Source organism: Phocoenobacter uteri, from assembly GCF_900454895.1.
Taxonomy (GTDB): Bacteria; Pseudomonadota; Gammaproteobacteria; order Enterobacterales; family Pasteurellaceae; genus Phocoenobacter; species Phocoenobacter uteri.
On sequence record NZ_UGTA01000001.1, the window covers coordinates 817,355 to 833,347 of the forward strand.

Below are 15,993 nucleotides of genomic sequence, written 5' to 3' on the forward strand. Positions count from 1 at the left end.
GTCAATATCGAGCAAAATGTTGTTTATTTTTATTCAAAAAATAAGTCGCGGATTATAACAGAATTTCATTTATGAAATAAATAGTTATTCTTTTTTTGCAAATTTTTGTTCAAAAATAACCGCTTATTTATTCGCTATTTTATCTAACTGCATAAAGTGGCAACGGTGATTATTTTTTTCATCAATTTCAGACCACTGCTCTCGTGCTACTTTCCATTGCGTTTCATCAAAATCGAAATAAGTATCGCCTTCGATATCAGCTTGAATTTCCGTTAAATATAAACTGCTCGCTAATGGAATACTTTGTTTAAATAATTCACCACCACCAATAATCATTACTTCTGCCACATTTAAAGATTCCGCTATTTTTAAGCCTTCTTCTAAACTATTTGCAGATAATGCACCTTCAACCTGAAAGTCAGTACGAGACAAAATAATATTTTGTCTATTAGGTAACAATCGTCCAATAGATTGATAGGTTTTACGTCCCATAATCACTGGTTTATGCAACGTATTCTGCTTAAACCACTCAAGATCTACGGGTAAATGCCACGGCATTGCATTATCTTTACCTATCACTTTATTTCTTGTTCGAGCAACAATTAAACTAATTTTCATATCTTTTCTCCTATTTGAATAATTCTAACAAAATTTTACTTTTTTCGCTTTTTATTATTCCAGCAAAATTAAATAAGTGGTAATCTAGCACCCCATTTTTGTAAAAAATAATAAAAATTTGACCGCTTATTTTATTCAAGGAAGTTAATTATGGAATTAAGCATTGAAATTTTAACATTTTTATTTTTTGTGGCACTTATTGCAAGTTTTATTGATGCTATTGCGGGGGGAGGCGGACTACTCACGATTCCCGCCCTGCTTTCTGTTGGAATTCCACCAGCAATGGTTCTTGGCACAAATAAATTACAAAGCTGTGCGGGCGCATTTTCAGCTTCCTTGTATTTTATTCGCAAAAAAGCTATCGATTTTAAACAGATAAAATGGATCTTGCTTCTTAGCTTTTTAGGGGGATCGGCAGGCACTATTTTAGTACAAAATATTGATGTAAATGCACTTAAAAATATACTGCCTTTTTTAATTTTAGTGATTGCTATCTATTTTTTATTTAGCCCTAAATTAGGCGATGAGGATCGCAAACAACGTATTGGTTTAACGTTATTTGGCTTTACAGTTGCCATTGGATTAGGCTTTTATGATGGTTTATTTGGACCTGCCACAGGATCATTTTTAACTCTTGCATTTGTGTCATTACTTGGGTTTAATCTATCAAAAGCGGTCGCTCACGCAAAAATATTAAATTTTGCCTCCAATCTTGCCGCGTTGCTGTTCTTTATTTTAGGCGGTGTTGTTATTTGGAAGGTAGGATTTATAATGATGATTGGGCAAATTATTGGGGGAAATTTAGGAGCTAGAATGGTCGTTACCAAAGGAAAAAAACTGATTCGACCATTGATTGTCACCATTTCACTGCTTATGGTGGCAAAAATGCTCTGGGAACAAGGTTACTTTTAAAAATTATGAATAAAGAAAAACGAATCGAAATATTAACACGTCTGCGAGATCAAAATCCGCATCCAACAACAGAGTTAAATTATAGCTCACCTTTTGAATTATTGATTGCGGTAATTTTATCCGCACAAGCAACGGATGTAGGAGTAAATAAAGCAACGGCTAAGCTATTCCCTGTTGCAAACACACCAAAAGCAATTCTTGATTTAGGGGTGGATGGTTTAAAAGAATATATAAAAACGATAGGGTTATTTAACAGCAAAGCAAATAATGTGATCAAAACCTGTCGCGATTTAATTGAAAAACACAATGGCATTGTACCAGAAAACCGTGAAGCGCTTGAAGCCCTTGCGGGGGTCGGAAGAAAAACAGCCAATGTGGTGTTAAATACGGCTTTTGGGCACCCGACTATAGCAGTTGACACCCATATTTTTCGTGTGAGTAATCGTACAAAATTTGCAATGGGAAAAGATGTCGTCAAAGTAGAAGAAAAATTATTGAAAGTCGTGCCTGCTGAGTTTAAAGTGGATGTGCATCATTGGTTAATTTTGCACGGACGCTACACTTGTATCGCTCGTAAACCCCGTTGCGGTTCTTGTATTATTGAAGATCTTTGTGAATATAAAGATAAAACTGAAATTTAGCTTTGTCGTATCAAAAAGGGATAAATCTTTTAAAATTTATCCCTCTAAATTATTAGTTTTCTCCTTTATAAAACACAAGTTTACTCGCTTGTGTTAAAAACTCGACTTCCTTTTCAGAAAAACGATCTAACAGTGGACTGTCCACATCAAGTTCCGCAAACATTTCCCCATTTTCATCCAAGATAGGAATAACCACTTCAGAACGAGAAGCAGCATCACAAGCGATATGTCCTTCAAACTGATGCGTATCTGGTACGACAATGGTTTCTAAACGCTCCCACGCCGTGCCACAAACACCTTTACCTTTAGGAATATTAGAACAAGCAACTTTGCCTTGAAAAGGCCCTACTTTCAACACATCGCCACGTACAATATAAAAACCAACCCAGTTAATATCGGATATATGTTCATATAAAAAAGCACTAATATTTGCCATTCTTGAAATAATGTCATCTTCATCGCCAAGAATGGCATCTAATAATTTAATGTCCATTTTAAACCTCCGTTTAAGTATTTAATTATGATAAAAAAATCCTCGTAAGCGGTTAAATTTACGAGGATTTTTGCAAGAAATTATTTCTTTTTAGTTGTTTTTGATTTTGACGCAGTGGCTCTTTCCACCCATTTACCATCAATATAATCCACCAGCCATTTCGTTGCTTTACCGTCTTTTTCAGAAGTGACATATTGACGTTTTTCTTTACGGCTAAAACGAATAATTGCCTCGTTACCCTCAGGATCTTTTTGTGGTGCGTCGGCTAAATAACGTAATTTTTCAGGTAAACGTTCTTTAAATTGAACTAACTCCGCCACTTTTGGCGAACGGCTTTCACGAGATTTAGGGAAGTTATGGGCTGACATAAACACGCCACTCGCACCATCACGCAACACAAAATAGGCATCAGATTTTTCACATTTTAATTCAGGGAAGTGCGTTGGCTCTTCACGAGGTGGTGCAACATCGCCATTTTTCAGAATTTTACGAGTATTATCACAAGCAGTACACGCCATATATTTACCAAAACGCCCTAATTTCAAGTGCATTTCCGCTTCACATTTATCACATTCAACAATCGGACCATCGTAGCCTTTGATTTTAAATGTACCTTGCTCAATCACATAGCCATCACAGTTAGGGTTATTCCCACAAATATGTAATTTACGCTCAGGATCAATCAAATAGCTATCCATTGCCGTATCACATTTCGGACAGCGTTTACGGCTCAATAGTGCATTAGTTTCTGAATCCTCATCTAATACATTCAATAATTCAGCTTCTGGAATTAAATTGATCGTCTTTTTACAACGCTCTTTTGGAGGCAATGCATAGCCTGTACAGCCTAAAAACACCCCAGTAGTCCCCGTTCTAATTGACATATCACGCTGACAATCAGGACAAGCGACATCAATTTCAACCACATTATTTGGACGCATTCCGCCTTCTAATTCGTCTAATTCTGCTTTGGTTAATTGCTCTGAAAAATCTTTAAAGAAACTATCTAATTCTTGTTTCCAGTTGCTATTTCCTGAGGCGATTTGGTCAAGGGTATCTTCCATATTTGCGGTAAAATCATAGTTCATCAATTCGCTGAATGATTCATCTAAACGATCGATGACGATTTCACCCATTTTCTCTGCATAAAAACGACGATTTTCGACACGCACATAACCTCGATCTTGAATAGTTGAAATGATTGCCGCGTAAGTTGAAGGACGACCAATCCCTTTTTTCTCCAATTCTTTCACTAATGCTGCCTCACTAAAACGTGCAGGTGGCTTAGTGAAATGTTGGGTTGGTAATACTTTATTAAGTTTTAATTCTTCATTTAGGCTTAATTCAGGTAAAACTTGATCTTCCGCTGATTTCCCTAATAAAGGCTGTACTTTTGTCCAACCGTCAAAGCGTAACACACGTCCTTTGGCTTTTAATTCATAATCTCCCGCTCTAATGGTTAAGCTCGTAGAGTCGTATTTTGCTTCTGTCATTTGGCACGCAAGGAATTGTCGCCAAATTAACTCGTATAAACGCACTGCGTCTTTATCCATTCCCACTAAATCACTGGCTTTGGTTGCTACGTTAGAAGGACGAATGGCTTCGTGGGCTTCTTGGGCATTATTTTTACTTGAATAGAAATTTGGTTTCGCTGGTAAATAATCTCCGCCAAATTTATTTTCAATATAATCACGTGCCATTGTTAAAGCGTCTTGGCTTAAATTCGTCGAATCGGTACGCATATAAGTGATGTAACCCGCTTCATACAAACGCTGAGCCAACATCATTGTTTTTTTCACGCCAAAACTCAAACGTGTACTCGCACTTTGCTGTAAAGTTGAGGTAATAAAAGGGGGTTTTGCTTTTGATGAAGTTGGTTTTTTATCAATTTTGCTAACGATAAACGCACTTGATTGCAAGGCTTTAACGGTTTCATCGGCTTCTTGTTGATTCTTTGCTGACCATTTTTTACCTTTAAAATGGCTTAAATCCAATGAAATTTCACCATTTTTTGTAGTGTTTTGTGTAACAACTTCCCAAAACTCTTCGGGTAAAAAGGCTTTAATTTCACGTTCACGTTCAACTAACAGTTTTACGGCAACAGATTGAACACGCCCTGCGGATAAACCTCGTGCCACTTTTTTCCATAATAATGGTGAAACCATAAAGCCCACAACACGGTCTAAGAAACGTCTTGTTTGTTGTGCATATACCCGATCCATATTCAAATGTTCTGGTGTTTCAAACGCTTTTTGAATCGCATTGCGAGTGATCTCATTAAAAACCACTCGGCTAAAACGACTGTCATCGCCCCCAATTACTTCACGTAAATGCCACGCAATCGCTTCTCCCTCTCTATCCAAATCGGTTGCGAGATAGATATGATCGGCTTTTTTGGCTTGGGCTTGTAAATCTGAAACAACTTTTTCTTTACCTGGCAAAATCTGATAATTAGGTTCCCAATCGTGATAAGGGTCAATCCCCATTCTTTTAACAAGTGCTTTGCGATCTTTTTCTGCTTTAATTATTGCTTTTTGCTCTGCTGTCATTCCACGAGTTGAAACTGCTTTTGCTTTTTCACCTTTATTACTACCTGCAGTTGGTAAATCACGAATATGTCCAACACTTGATTTAACCACATAGTCTTTGCCTAAATATTTATTTATTGTTTTTGCTTTGGCTGGTGATTCCACAATTACTAATGATTTTGCCATTAAATATACCTAAAATTTTGATTATGCCTAAATTTGAAAAACATAGTAGAAAAACGAATTTTTTCCACTATGCTTTTAATCCATTATTTAAGATAGCAAGGCTTCTTAAAAAATACAATAGAAATATAATTGATTTGATTATTTGACTAAAAAAACAACTGTTTTTATGTTTCAACCTGATAAACAGATAATATTTAAAATCCTATTGAATTTCATCTTAAAACTGCTTAAAGTTACGAAACTATTTTTTACTTAAAAGGAACTAAATATGGATCTTAGTTATATGGCTAAAATGCCACAATCCGAGTTTACTGCTCGTCGTCAAAAAGTCTTTGAACAAATGCAAGATAATTCTGCATTAGTTGTCTTTACCGAAACGGAAAAACGCCGTAATAATGATTGTGAATACTTATTCAGACCAGATAGTTATTTTTGGTATTTAACAGGTTTTGCGGAACAGGAATCCGCACTTCTTCTTATTAAAAAGCAAGGCAAAACACAAAGCATCCTTTTTTTACGTGAAAAAGATCCTTTAATGGAAACGTGGAATGGTCGCCGTTTAGGTACACTAGATGCGCCAAAAACATTAGAAATGGATGAAGCATTTAATATTGAAAATATTGAAGAAATTTTTGCAAAAAAATGTGAAAATTTGACCGCTTGTTACTATGCAGAAGGCTTACAAACTTGGGGCGACGCTATCGTATCTAAAGTATTTGATGAAGTGATTAGTTGGGAAACGATGCTTTCCGAAATGCGTTTAATTAAATCTAAATTAGAAATTGATTTAATGCAACAAGCTTGTCATATTTCATCAATGGCACATATTCGTGCAATGAAAACCACACGCCCAAATCGCTATGAAATGGAAATTGAAGGTGAAATCATTTATGAATTTAGCCGTTTTGGTTCACGTGGTCCATCTTACAATTCAATTGTTGCTGGTGGTGATAATGCCTGTATCTTGCATTATAATGAAAACGATCAAATCTTAAAAGACGGCGATTTATTACTGATTGATGCAGGGGCTGAATTTGCAATGTATGCTGGAGATATTAGCCGTACATTCCCTGTAAATGGTAAATTTAGCGAACCACAACGTGAGCTTTATCAATTAGTGTTAGATGCTCAAAAATCCATTATTGAGCAAGCTCGTGCGGGCATTTCAATGCAAGCCTTAAATGAAATCTATATTGAAAAGCTCACCGCTGGATTAGTTGAATTAGGTATCTTAAAAGGTGATGTTAACACGTTGATCGAGCAAGAAGCTTGGCAAGAATTTTATATGCACGGCTTAGGGCATAGTTTAGGTTTAGATGTTCACGATGTTGGTAAAATCGGACGTAATAAAAAATACCGTGATCGTCCATTAGAAATTGGAATGGTATTCACTATCGAACCAGGTGTCTATATTCCAAAATCAGCCAATGTCCCTGAAAAATATAAAGGCATTGGTATTCGTATTGAAGATAATATTTTAATTACGGAATATGGTTGCAAAAATCTCACTTCTGGCTGTCCAAAAGAAATTGCAGATATTGAAGCGGTAATGGCTGAGCAGATTTAAACTCTTCGCTCAACGTTGCAATAACAAAGCGGTTAAATTTTTATTTAAATTTACAAATTGTAAAATCTCATAAAAATTTAACCGCTTCTTTTTATAATAATAACAAGCGTTCTACTTATCTTTCCTGTAAAGCTTGTTTCATTCTGGTAATAGGTTTAATCAAATATTGGAACACCGTTTTCTCACCAGTTTTAATATCTACTGACGCGATCATACCTGGAATAATAGGCAATTCTTTACCGTTTTTATCTGTCATTTTACTGTCATTCGTACGAACAATCACTCGATAAAATGCTTCATTCGGATTCAAGTTTAAATCACTTGGACGTTTCTCATTTCTTAATGCACCAGGACTTAATAAAGTAACAACGCCATCCAAACCGCCGTAAATCGCATAATCGTAAGCTGTTAGCTTAACAACGGCTTTCATACCAGGAATAACATAAGCGACGTCTCTAGGGCTTATATATGCCTCTACAAGCAATGTTTCATCAACAGGGACAATTTCCATAATATTTTGACCCGCTGAAATAACGCCACCAATTGTATTGATTCGAATATTTTTAACCACGCCTTTTAGTGGTGCTCTAATTTCTGAGTGATTAACAGGATCTTCTAGACGTTTTACATTCTCTCTTGCTTGAGACAACTCTGATTCAATTTTAACCAACTCATTGTTTGCATCCGTTGTATATCTATTCTCTCTTTCGGTGATCTGTAATTGCAACTCACTGGCTTGACGCTTAATTCGTAACAATTCAATCTCAGAAACCGCTCCTCTTTTCACAAGTGGGGCTGTAATTCTTGCTTCTTGATCTAATAGAGATTTCGTTTTCTTCAGACTTGCAATAGACTCGTTTAAGGATTTTTTCTTAGAGTCATAAACTGATTCTTCACGCTGTTTATACGCATCTGGAATATGTTCTGGAAAAACTAATTTTTTTCCTTGAGACTCAGCCGTCAAACGTGCAGCAATTGCTTCTAAGTTTGCCATTTTTGCTTGGCTCTCACGAAGAATCGCAGAGCTTCGAGTATTATCTAAGCGTAATAAGATTTGTCCTTTTTCAACAAGATCACCTTCCTTCACAAGCATTTCACTCAAAATACCTGGATCTAAACTCTGAATCACCTGCTCACGACTACTTGGAATGATACTACCTTGTCCACGTGTTACTTCTTCAACGGTGCTATTATAAGACCAAATTAGAAAAGCAAGAGCAAATAGAATAAAAAGGATGATACTCCAAAACATACCCTGATGTTTTTCTTCTTGCATTGCAGCATGTAAGTCATTCACTAAATGAAGATCTTTTTTATTTAAACCTGAATGAGTTGGCTCTTGAGGCTCCTTCAGATTTTTTGCTTTATTTATTACTGTATTTATTAGTTGATGTACTTTTTTCATTTTCTATTCTTTCACTATTGAGTTTGTTCTGTCGGTTGAGGCGTTTTACCTTTTAAACGTTGTAAAACTTGGTCACGAGGTCCGTCCATAACAACTTTTCCATTATCAACAACCACAATTCTATCAACAATTTGTAGTACTTGTGGACGATGTGTTACAACAACCATAGTACGATTTTTAGACCACACTGCAATTGCTTGCAATGCTTTCACTTCTGAATTTTGATCTAATCCTGTTGTTGGCTCATCTAATAACACCACTTTTGGATTACGTAACGTCATTCGAGCAAGTGCTAAAATTTGTTTCTGTCCCCCTGATAAACCAAGACCATCAGCACCAATCGGCATATCTAAACCTTGAGGATGTTGCTGAATAAATTTCACTAAATCAAAACGTGCTAATGCTTGTAATAAATCTTGATCATTCGAGAAACCATCCATTCTTGCAAGATCAAGATTCTCTCTTAACGTACCTAAGAAAAAGTGTGGTTTTTGTTCTAGAAGCAATACCTGATTACGCAGATAATTAGGATCTATTTGGCGTAAATCAACATCATCTAAGGTCACTGAACCTTGCTGTGCTTCATATAAACCTAACGCCATTTTTAATGCTGTTGATTTCCCGCTACCAATTTTTCCTAAAATTGCTACTTTTTCACCTGCTTGAATAGACAGATTAAATTCATTTATCGCTGGTGGTAAATCTTTGTGGTAACTAAAAGTCGTTTTATCAAATTTGACTCTTCCTTGAACCTTATCAAAAGTAATATATTTTTTATTTGGATCACGCTCAATCGGACGTTCCGCAATACCATTCGCTCCTTTTAGAGCCACCATTGCTTGTTGAAAACGTACCGCTAAGCCTGCAATCTGACCTAATGGAGCTAACGCACGTCCTGATAAAATAACCGATGCGATCAATGCCCCCATCGTGATACGGCTTGCGGGATCATCACTATGAATTAAATATGTACCCAACAATACCAAAAATACAGTATTTAACTGCTGTAAACTCATTGTAATAAAGATAACAAAGTTACTGATATCTTTTACTTTCATTTGAGATTTTGCTGTTTTCGCTGTGTAGTTATCCCAACGAGTCTGAGCCCAGTTGTAAGCATTATTAGTTTTCAATGTTTCAATACCATCAATTGCTTCAACAGCTAAACCTTGTCGTTGCGAAGACTCTTTCATTGATTCATTGATATATTTTTGTAATGGGAACTGAGCTAAAAGCCCAATAATAATAACAGTTGGAATTAAGATAGCTGGAACAATAACCAATTTACCCGCGATTAACCAAAGTACGGTTAAAAATAACAATAAGAAGGGTAAATCCACCAACGTTAATAAACTTGCACTGGTCATAAATTCACGTACGGATTCAAAATCACGTAAGTTACTTGCATAAGATCCCGAGGATGCAGGACGCTCTTGGAAACGTAGTCCCATTACTCGTCTAAACAATGCAGAACTAATAATTAAATCAGCTTTCTTGCCTGCAATGTCCGTTAAGCGTCCTCGAATTATTTTTGCAATAAACTCAAAACTGATCGCAACGAAAACCCCAATAGAAAGCACCCATAGGGTTTCATAAGCTTTGTTTGGAATCACACGATCATACACGTTCATTACATACAATGAACTCACCAATGCTAAAAAGTTAATTAGAATTGTGGCAAGAATAACTTGATAATAATAACGTCTAAAACGCCAGATTACCTTTAAAAACCACGCTTTTGGCAAATGATATTCAGGTAATTCTGAACGAATATCAGCTTCAACCTTTGGCTTAATAAACCAGCAATAACCTAGATAATTTTGATTTAGCTCTTGCTCAGTAAAAGTTTGAGATATACCGCCAACTTGTTGAACAGTATATTTTGTACCATCCTCTTCTGCGCTTGTTATATGCGTGATAACAGCAGCTTCTTCATCTTTCAGAATGACTAACACAGGAAGGGATAGTTTTGGGATTTCATTTAACTTACGTTCTGAAATCATATTATCAAATCCCTCACTTTTGAGGTATTCTGAAAGTGAATTAAAATCAATTCGCATTTTATTATCACGTTGAACATGTGACATAAGTGCCGAAGTGGGTAAATGATGTCCCGTTAAACGTGTTAATAACGAAATATTTTCTATAATTAATTGCATAAATTAAGTTGTCCTGATATTAAATTTTAGGTCGCTAAATATTATTTAACCCAGCTCACTATTTTTCCTTGAGAATGCAAATAATCTAATATCGCTTTACTATGATCACGTTGCGTATTTATATAAGCTAATTCTACATCTGATAGTTCCGTTTCTGCATTCAATACATCTAATAATGATCTGCGTGCAACCCTAAATTGTGATTTATAAAAATTAGCAACTTTATTATTTGCACTAATTTGACGTTTTAAAATATCGAGTTGAAGACGGCTACGCTCTATGTTGATCATTGCTAAACGAGCCTCTTCTTCAACATCACGATTTACACGATCAAGTCTAATTCCTGCCGCACTCGTTAAATTTTCTTTTTCTTTTATTGAATAACTTGTCGCTCGATCAAAAATATCCCAAGAGAATTGAACCATCAATTTCTGATCTTCTCGATCCGCCATACCAACTAAATTGATAGAAGGTAATTGCTTCGCTTTTTCTGCTGCAAGTTCGTGTCTTTTACTTTCTAATTCTGCCTGTTGAGCAAGATAGGTTGGATTAGCTGAAAAATCTTTTAAAGAATACTCCGAAACTAATTTCTTTTGAGTCATTTTCACAAATGGATCAGAAAGATCTTTAACTGTGATAGGCTTCACATAATATTTTGATAACGTTTTAAGGGTTGTTTCCAATAATCTTGTTTGATCATTGATTTTTTGTTCAACTAAAATCTTACGTGCTTCTGCCTGAACAACCTCTGATTGACGCCCCTCATCATAACGGGCAATAGAACGAACCTCATTTAAAAAAGCTTTATGTCTTGTTAATGATTTTTGTAGAACTAAAATTGCTTGTTTTGCATTTAAAGCATTAAGATATAATTCACCAATTTTATAGCCTAATTCTTCTTTTGAAACATTATATTTATTCGTGTAATAATCCTTTGATGCTTTATTTTTCTTAATTTCAGCATCAATTGCACCAAAAGAATATAAATTCAATTTCATTTGAACTTCTGGAGAAAATTTATTTTTTGTTTTATGACTTTCCTCTTTCGTACGTTCAGTAACTAAGCTATTACCTACAACTCGAATTGTTGGCAAATGAAGAGATTCTGCTTGTCCAACTCGGTTTTCGGCAGCTTGCAAATCCGCATCTGCTTCTAACAAAATAGGATCATTATTTAATGCATATTGTAAAATATTACGCAAATCTTTTGCTTGTGATACAGATACATTTGCTAACATCATAAATGACGCGATAGCCATCGCTTTGGTACAGTTATTTAATTGAAAAAATCTTTGCATTGTTCTAAATCCTAATAATAAATACTGCTAGAAATTCATTCTAAACCTAGAATACCTAACCCTAGAAATAAAGGCTTATCTATTTTAAGGAAAGAATAAATATAATCAAGTAGATATCCTGTTTATTCTTGTTTAATATAAAAATTAAGCAATAAAAAGCCACCATATCATAATAGTGGCTTTCTCATATTGTATTATTATCAAACGACATTAAATAATTATTGTACCACCTTGAATAAATAAATCAGCAGATTGATCATTATTTAAGTCATAGGCAACATAAGAAGCATTACTGCCTGACACATTTTGATCAAGCAACTGAGCACCTTCAATATGTATCACGTCTTCAGCATCTGCTTTAATTATTAAAGTATCCTCTTTCGCTATAGATTTCACAGCATCATAATCAAGAGTTAACACTTGCGAAATGGTCACATCATTACCATCTTGTGTAAGATCAATTTCACTGATGTTATCTACTTTTTGTTGTAAATCTAAATTTGTAAAATCTAGTGAAAATTTACCCGCTTGATTTTTAATAACTAATGAATCATGATGAGAATGACCATCAATTGGACTAAAACTATCCTCAGAAATAATATAATCTGCAACACTAACACTCTCCAACAGTACGTCCTTTAACTCATCAACATTCTGTGCATATTCTGGAACATAACCATAATATTTACCATTTTCATGAAGTCCTATAAGAATCCCTGTTGCATTGGTATCACCTTCATTTTCATCTAAAATAATGAATGAATCTTGACCTATACATTTCGCAATAATATTTTGAGGAGTAACTTGAGTTGCTGTACTGAATGATTCGTAATTAACGGCCTTTTGTGCGTTAATTACGAGGGTTTTGAATTGTTTAAATGATAAGTTTATACTGTTATTAAATGGTCTCTAAGTTTTAATTGTACACTGTTCATAAAATTTTCCTTGTAATCACTATACACCTAGCCTTCATTCAAAAGAATAAAGTCCCGACTAAGTTCCGCTTACTAGAAAGGGAAAACATAACTGCTTTCCCTTTTACTAATAAGCTTTATAGCTTTATAGCTTTATAGCTTTATAGCTTTATAGCTTTATAGCTTTATAGCTTTATAGCTTTAGGATAATTATTTATCGTTTCTATTACCATAAATAATAATTTCTACACGACGGTTTGGTTGATCACAAACCCTTCTTGCTTTTTTATCATGAGGATATTTCTTCAAACAATCTCTCACTAGTAAATTTCGCTCTCCTAATCCTTCCATTTCAACATCTGCTTGAACATTTGAATTTAATAATGCTTGTCTCACTGTTTTAGCACGACGTTTTGATAATGCTAAATTATAATTATCGTCTCCCATCGGATCGGTATAACCCACAACTTTAATATTTTTGATATCCACAATACCTAAATTGATTTTACGAGCAATCTCTTTAATTTCTTCACGACCTTCTGGTAACATATCTTTATAACTTGATTTATCGAACTTAAATAAAGAATGTGCTTGTAATGTAAATTTATCTAACACCGCTTTATCACAAAAACGATTTGCTTTAACACGTGGTAATGTTTGAGTTTCTTGTTTAAGGTTACTTACAGCTGCCTCACCCTCTGCTTGTGAAACACGTTGGAAAATTGGTTGCCCTTCTTTGCTTAACATAATTTTAACATATTCAGTTTCACCAGTAACAAAGTTGTAATCCACCCCTGTATCACGATCAGCAAAGCTTGTATTACGAGTAAATGAAGGCAAAATACGATCCCCTGCTGAACATACGATAGCCGCACGATAGCCACCATCAAGTACAGATGCTAAATAATCACCATCAATAAATACATTTACTGCTGGGCCTTGAAATGCGTCTTTTTCTCTATAAAAATAAACTTTAGATTGCTTATCGCCCAATTCTTGTAGATTAACTGTGTTGCCATCAAAAGTAGTCCAACTTTCTAATTTTCCATTTGAACTAGAACCAAAGCTTCCCCCATTAGATGAACATGCAGACAAACACAAAGCAGTTAAACTGCATACGATGAATTTTTTCATTGAAATTTTTCCTTTTAAATATAGATGGGTGTAATCATCAAAAAACAATTACATAACATAAATTTAACAACCACAGGATGATCGCCGTGAATATTCTCTTAATTCTACTCTAGCAGTACTATTTATACAATATTTTCATACAAAAAAGTTATATTTTTTCATCATTTTTAACTAATTAAATATAAATAATAAATATCAATTCAAAAAAATAGTTACTCTTTTGTAATAAAAAAATTGACCTTTTATTTTCTATATTTAGGCTTTGCAAGCGGTGTGATTTTGCTTAAATTTTGCAAAATTTGTTGATTTTGACTTATGAGTAAATCAGGAAGTTTGTGGGTAAGATCTGACATAAAATGCTGATAAGTTGCTTTTTTCTTACTAATATCATTAAGCTGCATTTCCCAATATGCCGTCATATCAGGAATCGTTGCCACCTCTGGTAATGCTTGAATTAAAATGCGTCCTGCTTCAGTACTATGAATTTGTCTGCCTTTTTTAATTAAAAAGCCACGTTTAAAAAGCAATTCAATAATACCCGCACGGGTTGCTTCTGTTCCTAAACCATCCGTTTCTCGCAACACTTTCTTTAATTCTTTATCTTGCACAAAGCGAGCAATCCCCGTCATTGCAGAAAGTAAAGTCGCATCAGAAAAATAGCGTGGCGGTGTCGTTTTTTTACTCACAACTTCGCCTTTTTCACAGTGAAGTTGCTGAGATTTTTTAACCACGGGCAAGGCGGTTTCGGTTTGTTGTTCGCTGTCTTCTTTGCCTAATAATTCCTTCCAACCAGCAACAATTAAACCTCTTGTTTGAGCCACAAAGGTTCCGCCCGCAATTTCCAAGGTAATTTTTGCTTTACGATATTCTGCGTCAGGGCAAAATTGCATTAAATATTGACGAGCAATTAACTGATAAATATTCTTTTCATTCTCGGTTAAATGTACATTACCTTTACGAGCCGTTGGGATAATAGCGTGGTGGGCTTCCACTTTTTTATCATTCCAACAACGATTTTGTATTTCTAAATCAACCACTTCTGGTAAGTGTTGATATTCATTCAAATGCTGTGAAATAGCATTAGTGACTTTAAAACGATCCCCATAATGCTCTTTTGGCAAATAACGATTATCAGAACGAGGATAAGTAATCAATTTATGGGTTTCATATAATTTTTGACAAATATCTAGCACTGCTTGGGCAGAAAGTCCAAAACGGCGAGCTGCATCAATTTGCAAAACAGAAAGAGAATAAGGCAAAGGGGCGGTTTCCTTTTCAATTTTATTTTGATATTCCTTGACCGTAGCGGGCTGATTTGTAATACGTTTTACAACATTTTCTGCCAAGCCTTTTGAAAGCACTCTTCCTTCATCATCTTGATAATCTTCACAGGCTTTACTTGGTTTCCATTGAGCCGTAAAACGCTCTTGGGTTTCAGGCACAACAACGTGAGCCAACACCTCAAAATAATCTTTTGGTACAAAATTTTCAATTTCCAAATCACGGCGAACAATTAAACCTAAAACAGGGGTTTGCACTCGTCCCACAGAAAGCACACCTTGATATCCTGCTCGTTGCCCTTGCAAAGTATAAGCACGCGTCATATTAATTCCATACAACCAATCTGCTCTGGCTCGTGCTAGGGCTGAAGTAGATAGCGGTATAAAATTGGTATTATTTTGCAATTTTTCGACCGCTTTCTTTACCGCATTTGGGTTAAGATCACTGACTAAACAACGCTGAATTTGTGAACGCTTTTCAGCAGATAAATTCATATAACCAAAAATTTCATCAACCAACAACTGCCCTTCTCTATCTGGGTCGCCCGCATTGACTAACACATCGGCTTGTTTAATCAGTTTCTCAACTACCTTAAACTGTTTTAGGGTATTTTTTTTCGGTAGCCACTGCCATTTTTGAGGCACAATCGGCAAGTGTTCCATTCGCCATTTTTTATAGCGTTCATCATAAGCATCTGGCTCTGCTTGTTCTAATAAATGCCCGATACACCAAGTGACCACATCATTTTGCCCACACTGAATAAAACCATCATCACGTTTATGGGGTTTTGGTAAAACATCAGCAATCGCACGGGCTAAACTTGGTTTCTCTGCTATGAATAAACGCATAATAACTTA

At 35.2% G+C, this 15,993-nt stretch carries 12 protein-coding genes; 3 read left to right on the forward strand and 9 right to left on the reverse strand.

The window, feature by feature from the left end; genetic code table 11:
* Nucleotides 1–123: 123 nt before the first annotated feature.
* Nucleotides 124–618: a type 3 dihydrofolate reductase gene (folA, locus tag DYE60_RS03595; protein ID WP_115315270.1), complete on the reverse strand. Its 495-nt coding sequence runs from the start codon at nucleotides 616–618 to the stop codon at nucleotides 124–126.
* Between the two features lie 150 nt (nucleotides 619–768).
* Between folA and DYE60_RS03600 the strand changes: the two genes are divergently transcribed.
* Both DYE60_RS03600 and nth read left to right on the forward strand, forming a co-directional pair.
* Nucleotides 769–1,530: a TSUP family transporter gene (locus DYE60_RS03600; RefSeq protein WP_115315271.1), complete on the forward strand. Its 762-nt coding sequence runs from the start codon at nucleotides 769–771 to the stop codon at nucleotides 1,528–1,530.
* A gap of 5 nt (nucleotides 1,531–1,535) precedes the next feature.
* Nucleotides 1,536–2,171 carry an endonuclease III gene (nth, locus tag DYE60_RS03605; RefSeq protein WP_115315272.1) on the forward strand — a complete coding sequence of 212 codons (636 nt, stop codon included), beginning with the start codon at nucleotides 1,536–1,538 and terminating at the stop codon, nucleotides 2,169–2,171.
* 52 nt (nucleotides 2,172–2,223) lie between these two features.
* Here nth and DYE60_RS03610 read toward each other — a convergent pair whose 3' ends face one another.
* Both DYE60_RS03610 and topA read right to left on the reverse strand, forming a co-directional pair.
* Nucleotides 2,224–2,664, reverse strand: coding sequence for a GAF domain-containing protein (locus DYE60_RS03610; protein ID WP_115315273.1), 441 nt, complete (start codon nucleotides 2,662–2,664; stop codon nucleotides 2,224–2,226).
* Between the two features lie 80 nt (nucleotides 2,665–2,744).
* Entirely contained in the window at nucleotides 2,745–5,378 is a 2,634-nt protein-coding gene (topA, locus tag DYE60_RS03615; protein WP_115315274.1) for a type I DNA topoisomerase, read from the reverse strand.
* A gap of 268 nt (nucleotides 5,379–5,646) precedes the next feature.
* On the opposite strand from topA, the gene pepP reads away from it, so the two are divergent.
* The gene (gene pepP, locus DYE60_RS03620; RefSeq protein ID WP_115315275.1) at nucleotides 5,647–6,945 is read left to right on the forward strand and encodes a Xaa-Pro aminopeptidase; all 1,299 of its coding nucleotides are present in this window, start codon (nucleotides 5,647–5,649) and stop codon (nucleotides 6,943–6,945) included.
* Between the two features lie 115 nt (nucleotides 6,946–7,060).
* On the opposite strand, the gene DYE60_RS03625 is transcribed toward pepP, so the two are convergent.
* The 6 genes from DYE60_RS03625 to DYE60_RS03650 form a co-directional block, all read right to left on the reverse strand.
* Complete coding sequence (locus tag DYE60_RS03625; RefSeq protein WP_115315276.1) at nucleotides 7,061–8,350, reverse strand: HlyD family type I secretion periplasmic adaptor subunit; 1,290 nt, start codon at nucleotides 8,348–8,350, stop codon at nucleotides 7,061–7,063.
* A gap of 14 nt (nucleotides 8,351–8,364) precedes the next feature.
* Nucleotides 8,365–10,509, reverse strand: coding sequence for a type I secretion system permease/ATPase (locus tag DYE60_RS03630; protein WP_115315277.1), 2,145 nt, complete (start codon nucleotides 10,507–10,509; stop codon nucleotides 8,365–8,367).
* A gap of 41 nt (nucleotides 10,510–10,550) precedes the next feature.
* Nucleotides 10,551–11,807, reverse strand: a complete 1,257-nt coding sequence (locus DYE60_RS03635; RefSeq protein ID WP_115315278.1) for a TolC family protein — start codon at nucleotides 11,805–11,807, stop codon at nucleotides 10,551–10,553.
* Between the two features lie 210 nt (nucleotides 11,808–12,017).
* Nucleotides 12,018–12,434, reverse strand: coding sequence for a hypothetical protein (locus DYE60_RS03640; protein ID WP_115315279.1), 417 nt, complete (start codon nucleotides 12,432–12,434; stop codon nucleotides 12,018–12,020).
* A gap of 497 nt (nucleotides 12,435–12,931) precedes the next feature.
* Nucleotides 12,932–13,855, reverse strand: a complete 924-nt coding sequence (locus DYE60_RS03645; RefSeq protein WP_115315280.1) for an OmpA family protein — start codon at nucleotides 13,853–13,855, stop codon at nucleotides 12,932–12,934.
* A 242-nt stretch (nucleotides 13,856–14,097) separates the two neighbouring features.
* Nucleotides 14,098–15,984, reverse strand: coding sequence for a DNA topoisomerase III (locus DYE60_RS03650; RefSeq protein WP_115315281.1), 1,887 nt, complete (start codon nucleotides 15,982–15,984; stop codon nucleotides 14,098–14,100).
* Between the last annotated feature and the right edge of the window lie 9 nt (nucleotides 15,985–15,993).

Excerpts from the sequence above, each read along its gene's own strand:
- DYE60_RS03630 (WP_115315277.1), bottom strand. The coding sequence starts at position 10,509 with ATGCAATTAATTATAGAAAATATTTCGTTATTAACACGTTTAACGGGA.
- folA (WP_115315270.1), bottom strand. The coding sequence starts at position 618 with ATGAAAATTAGTTTAATTGTTGCTCGAACAAGAAATAAAGTGATAGGT.
- DYE60_RS03645 (WP_115315280.1), bottom strand. The coding sequence starts at position 13,855 with ATGAAAAAATTCATCGTATGCAGTTTAACTGCTTTGTGTTTGTCTGCA.
- topA (WP_115315274.1), bottom strand. The coding sequence starts at position 5,378 with ATGGCAAAATCATTAGTAATTGTGGAATCACCAGCCAAAGCAAAAACA.
- DYE60_RS03600 (WP_115315271.1), top strand. The coding sequence starts at position 769 with ATGGAATTAAGCATTGAAATTTTAACATTTTTATTTTTTGTGGCACTT.
- pepP (WP_115315275.1), top strand. The coding sequence starts at position 5,647 with ATGGATCTTAGTTATATGGCTAAAATGCCACAATCCGAGTTTACTGCT.
- DYE60_RS03610 (WP_115315273.1), bottom strand. The coding sequence starts at position 2,664 with ATGGACATTAAATTATTAGATGCCATTCTTGGCGATGAAGATGACATT.
- nth (WP_115315272.1), top strand. The coding sequence starts at position 1,536 with ATGAATAAAGAAAAACGAATCGAAATATTAACACGTCTGCGAGATCAA.
- DYE60_RS03635 (WP_115315278.1), bottom strand. The coding sequence starts at position 11,807 with ATGCAAAGATTTTTTCAATTAAATAACTGTACCAAAGCGATGGCTATC.
- DYE60_RS03650 (WP_115315281.1), bottom strand. The coding sequence starts at position 15,984 with ATGCGTTTATTCATAGCAGAGAAACCAAGTTTAGCCCGTGCGATTGCT.
- DYE60_RS03625 (WP_115315276.1), bottom strand. The coding sequence starts at position 8,350 with ATGAAAAAAGTACATCAACTAATAAATACAGTAATAAATAAAGCAAAA.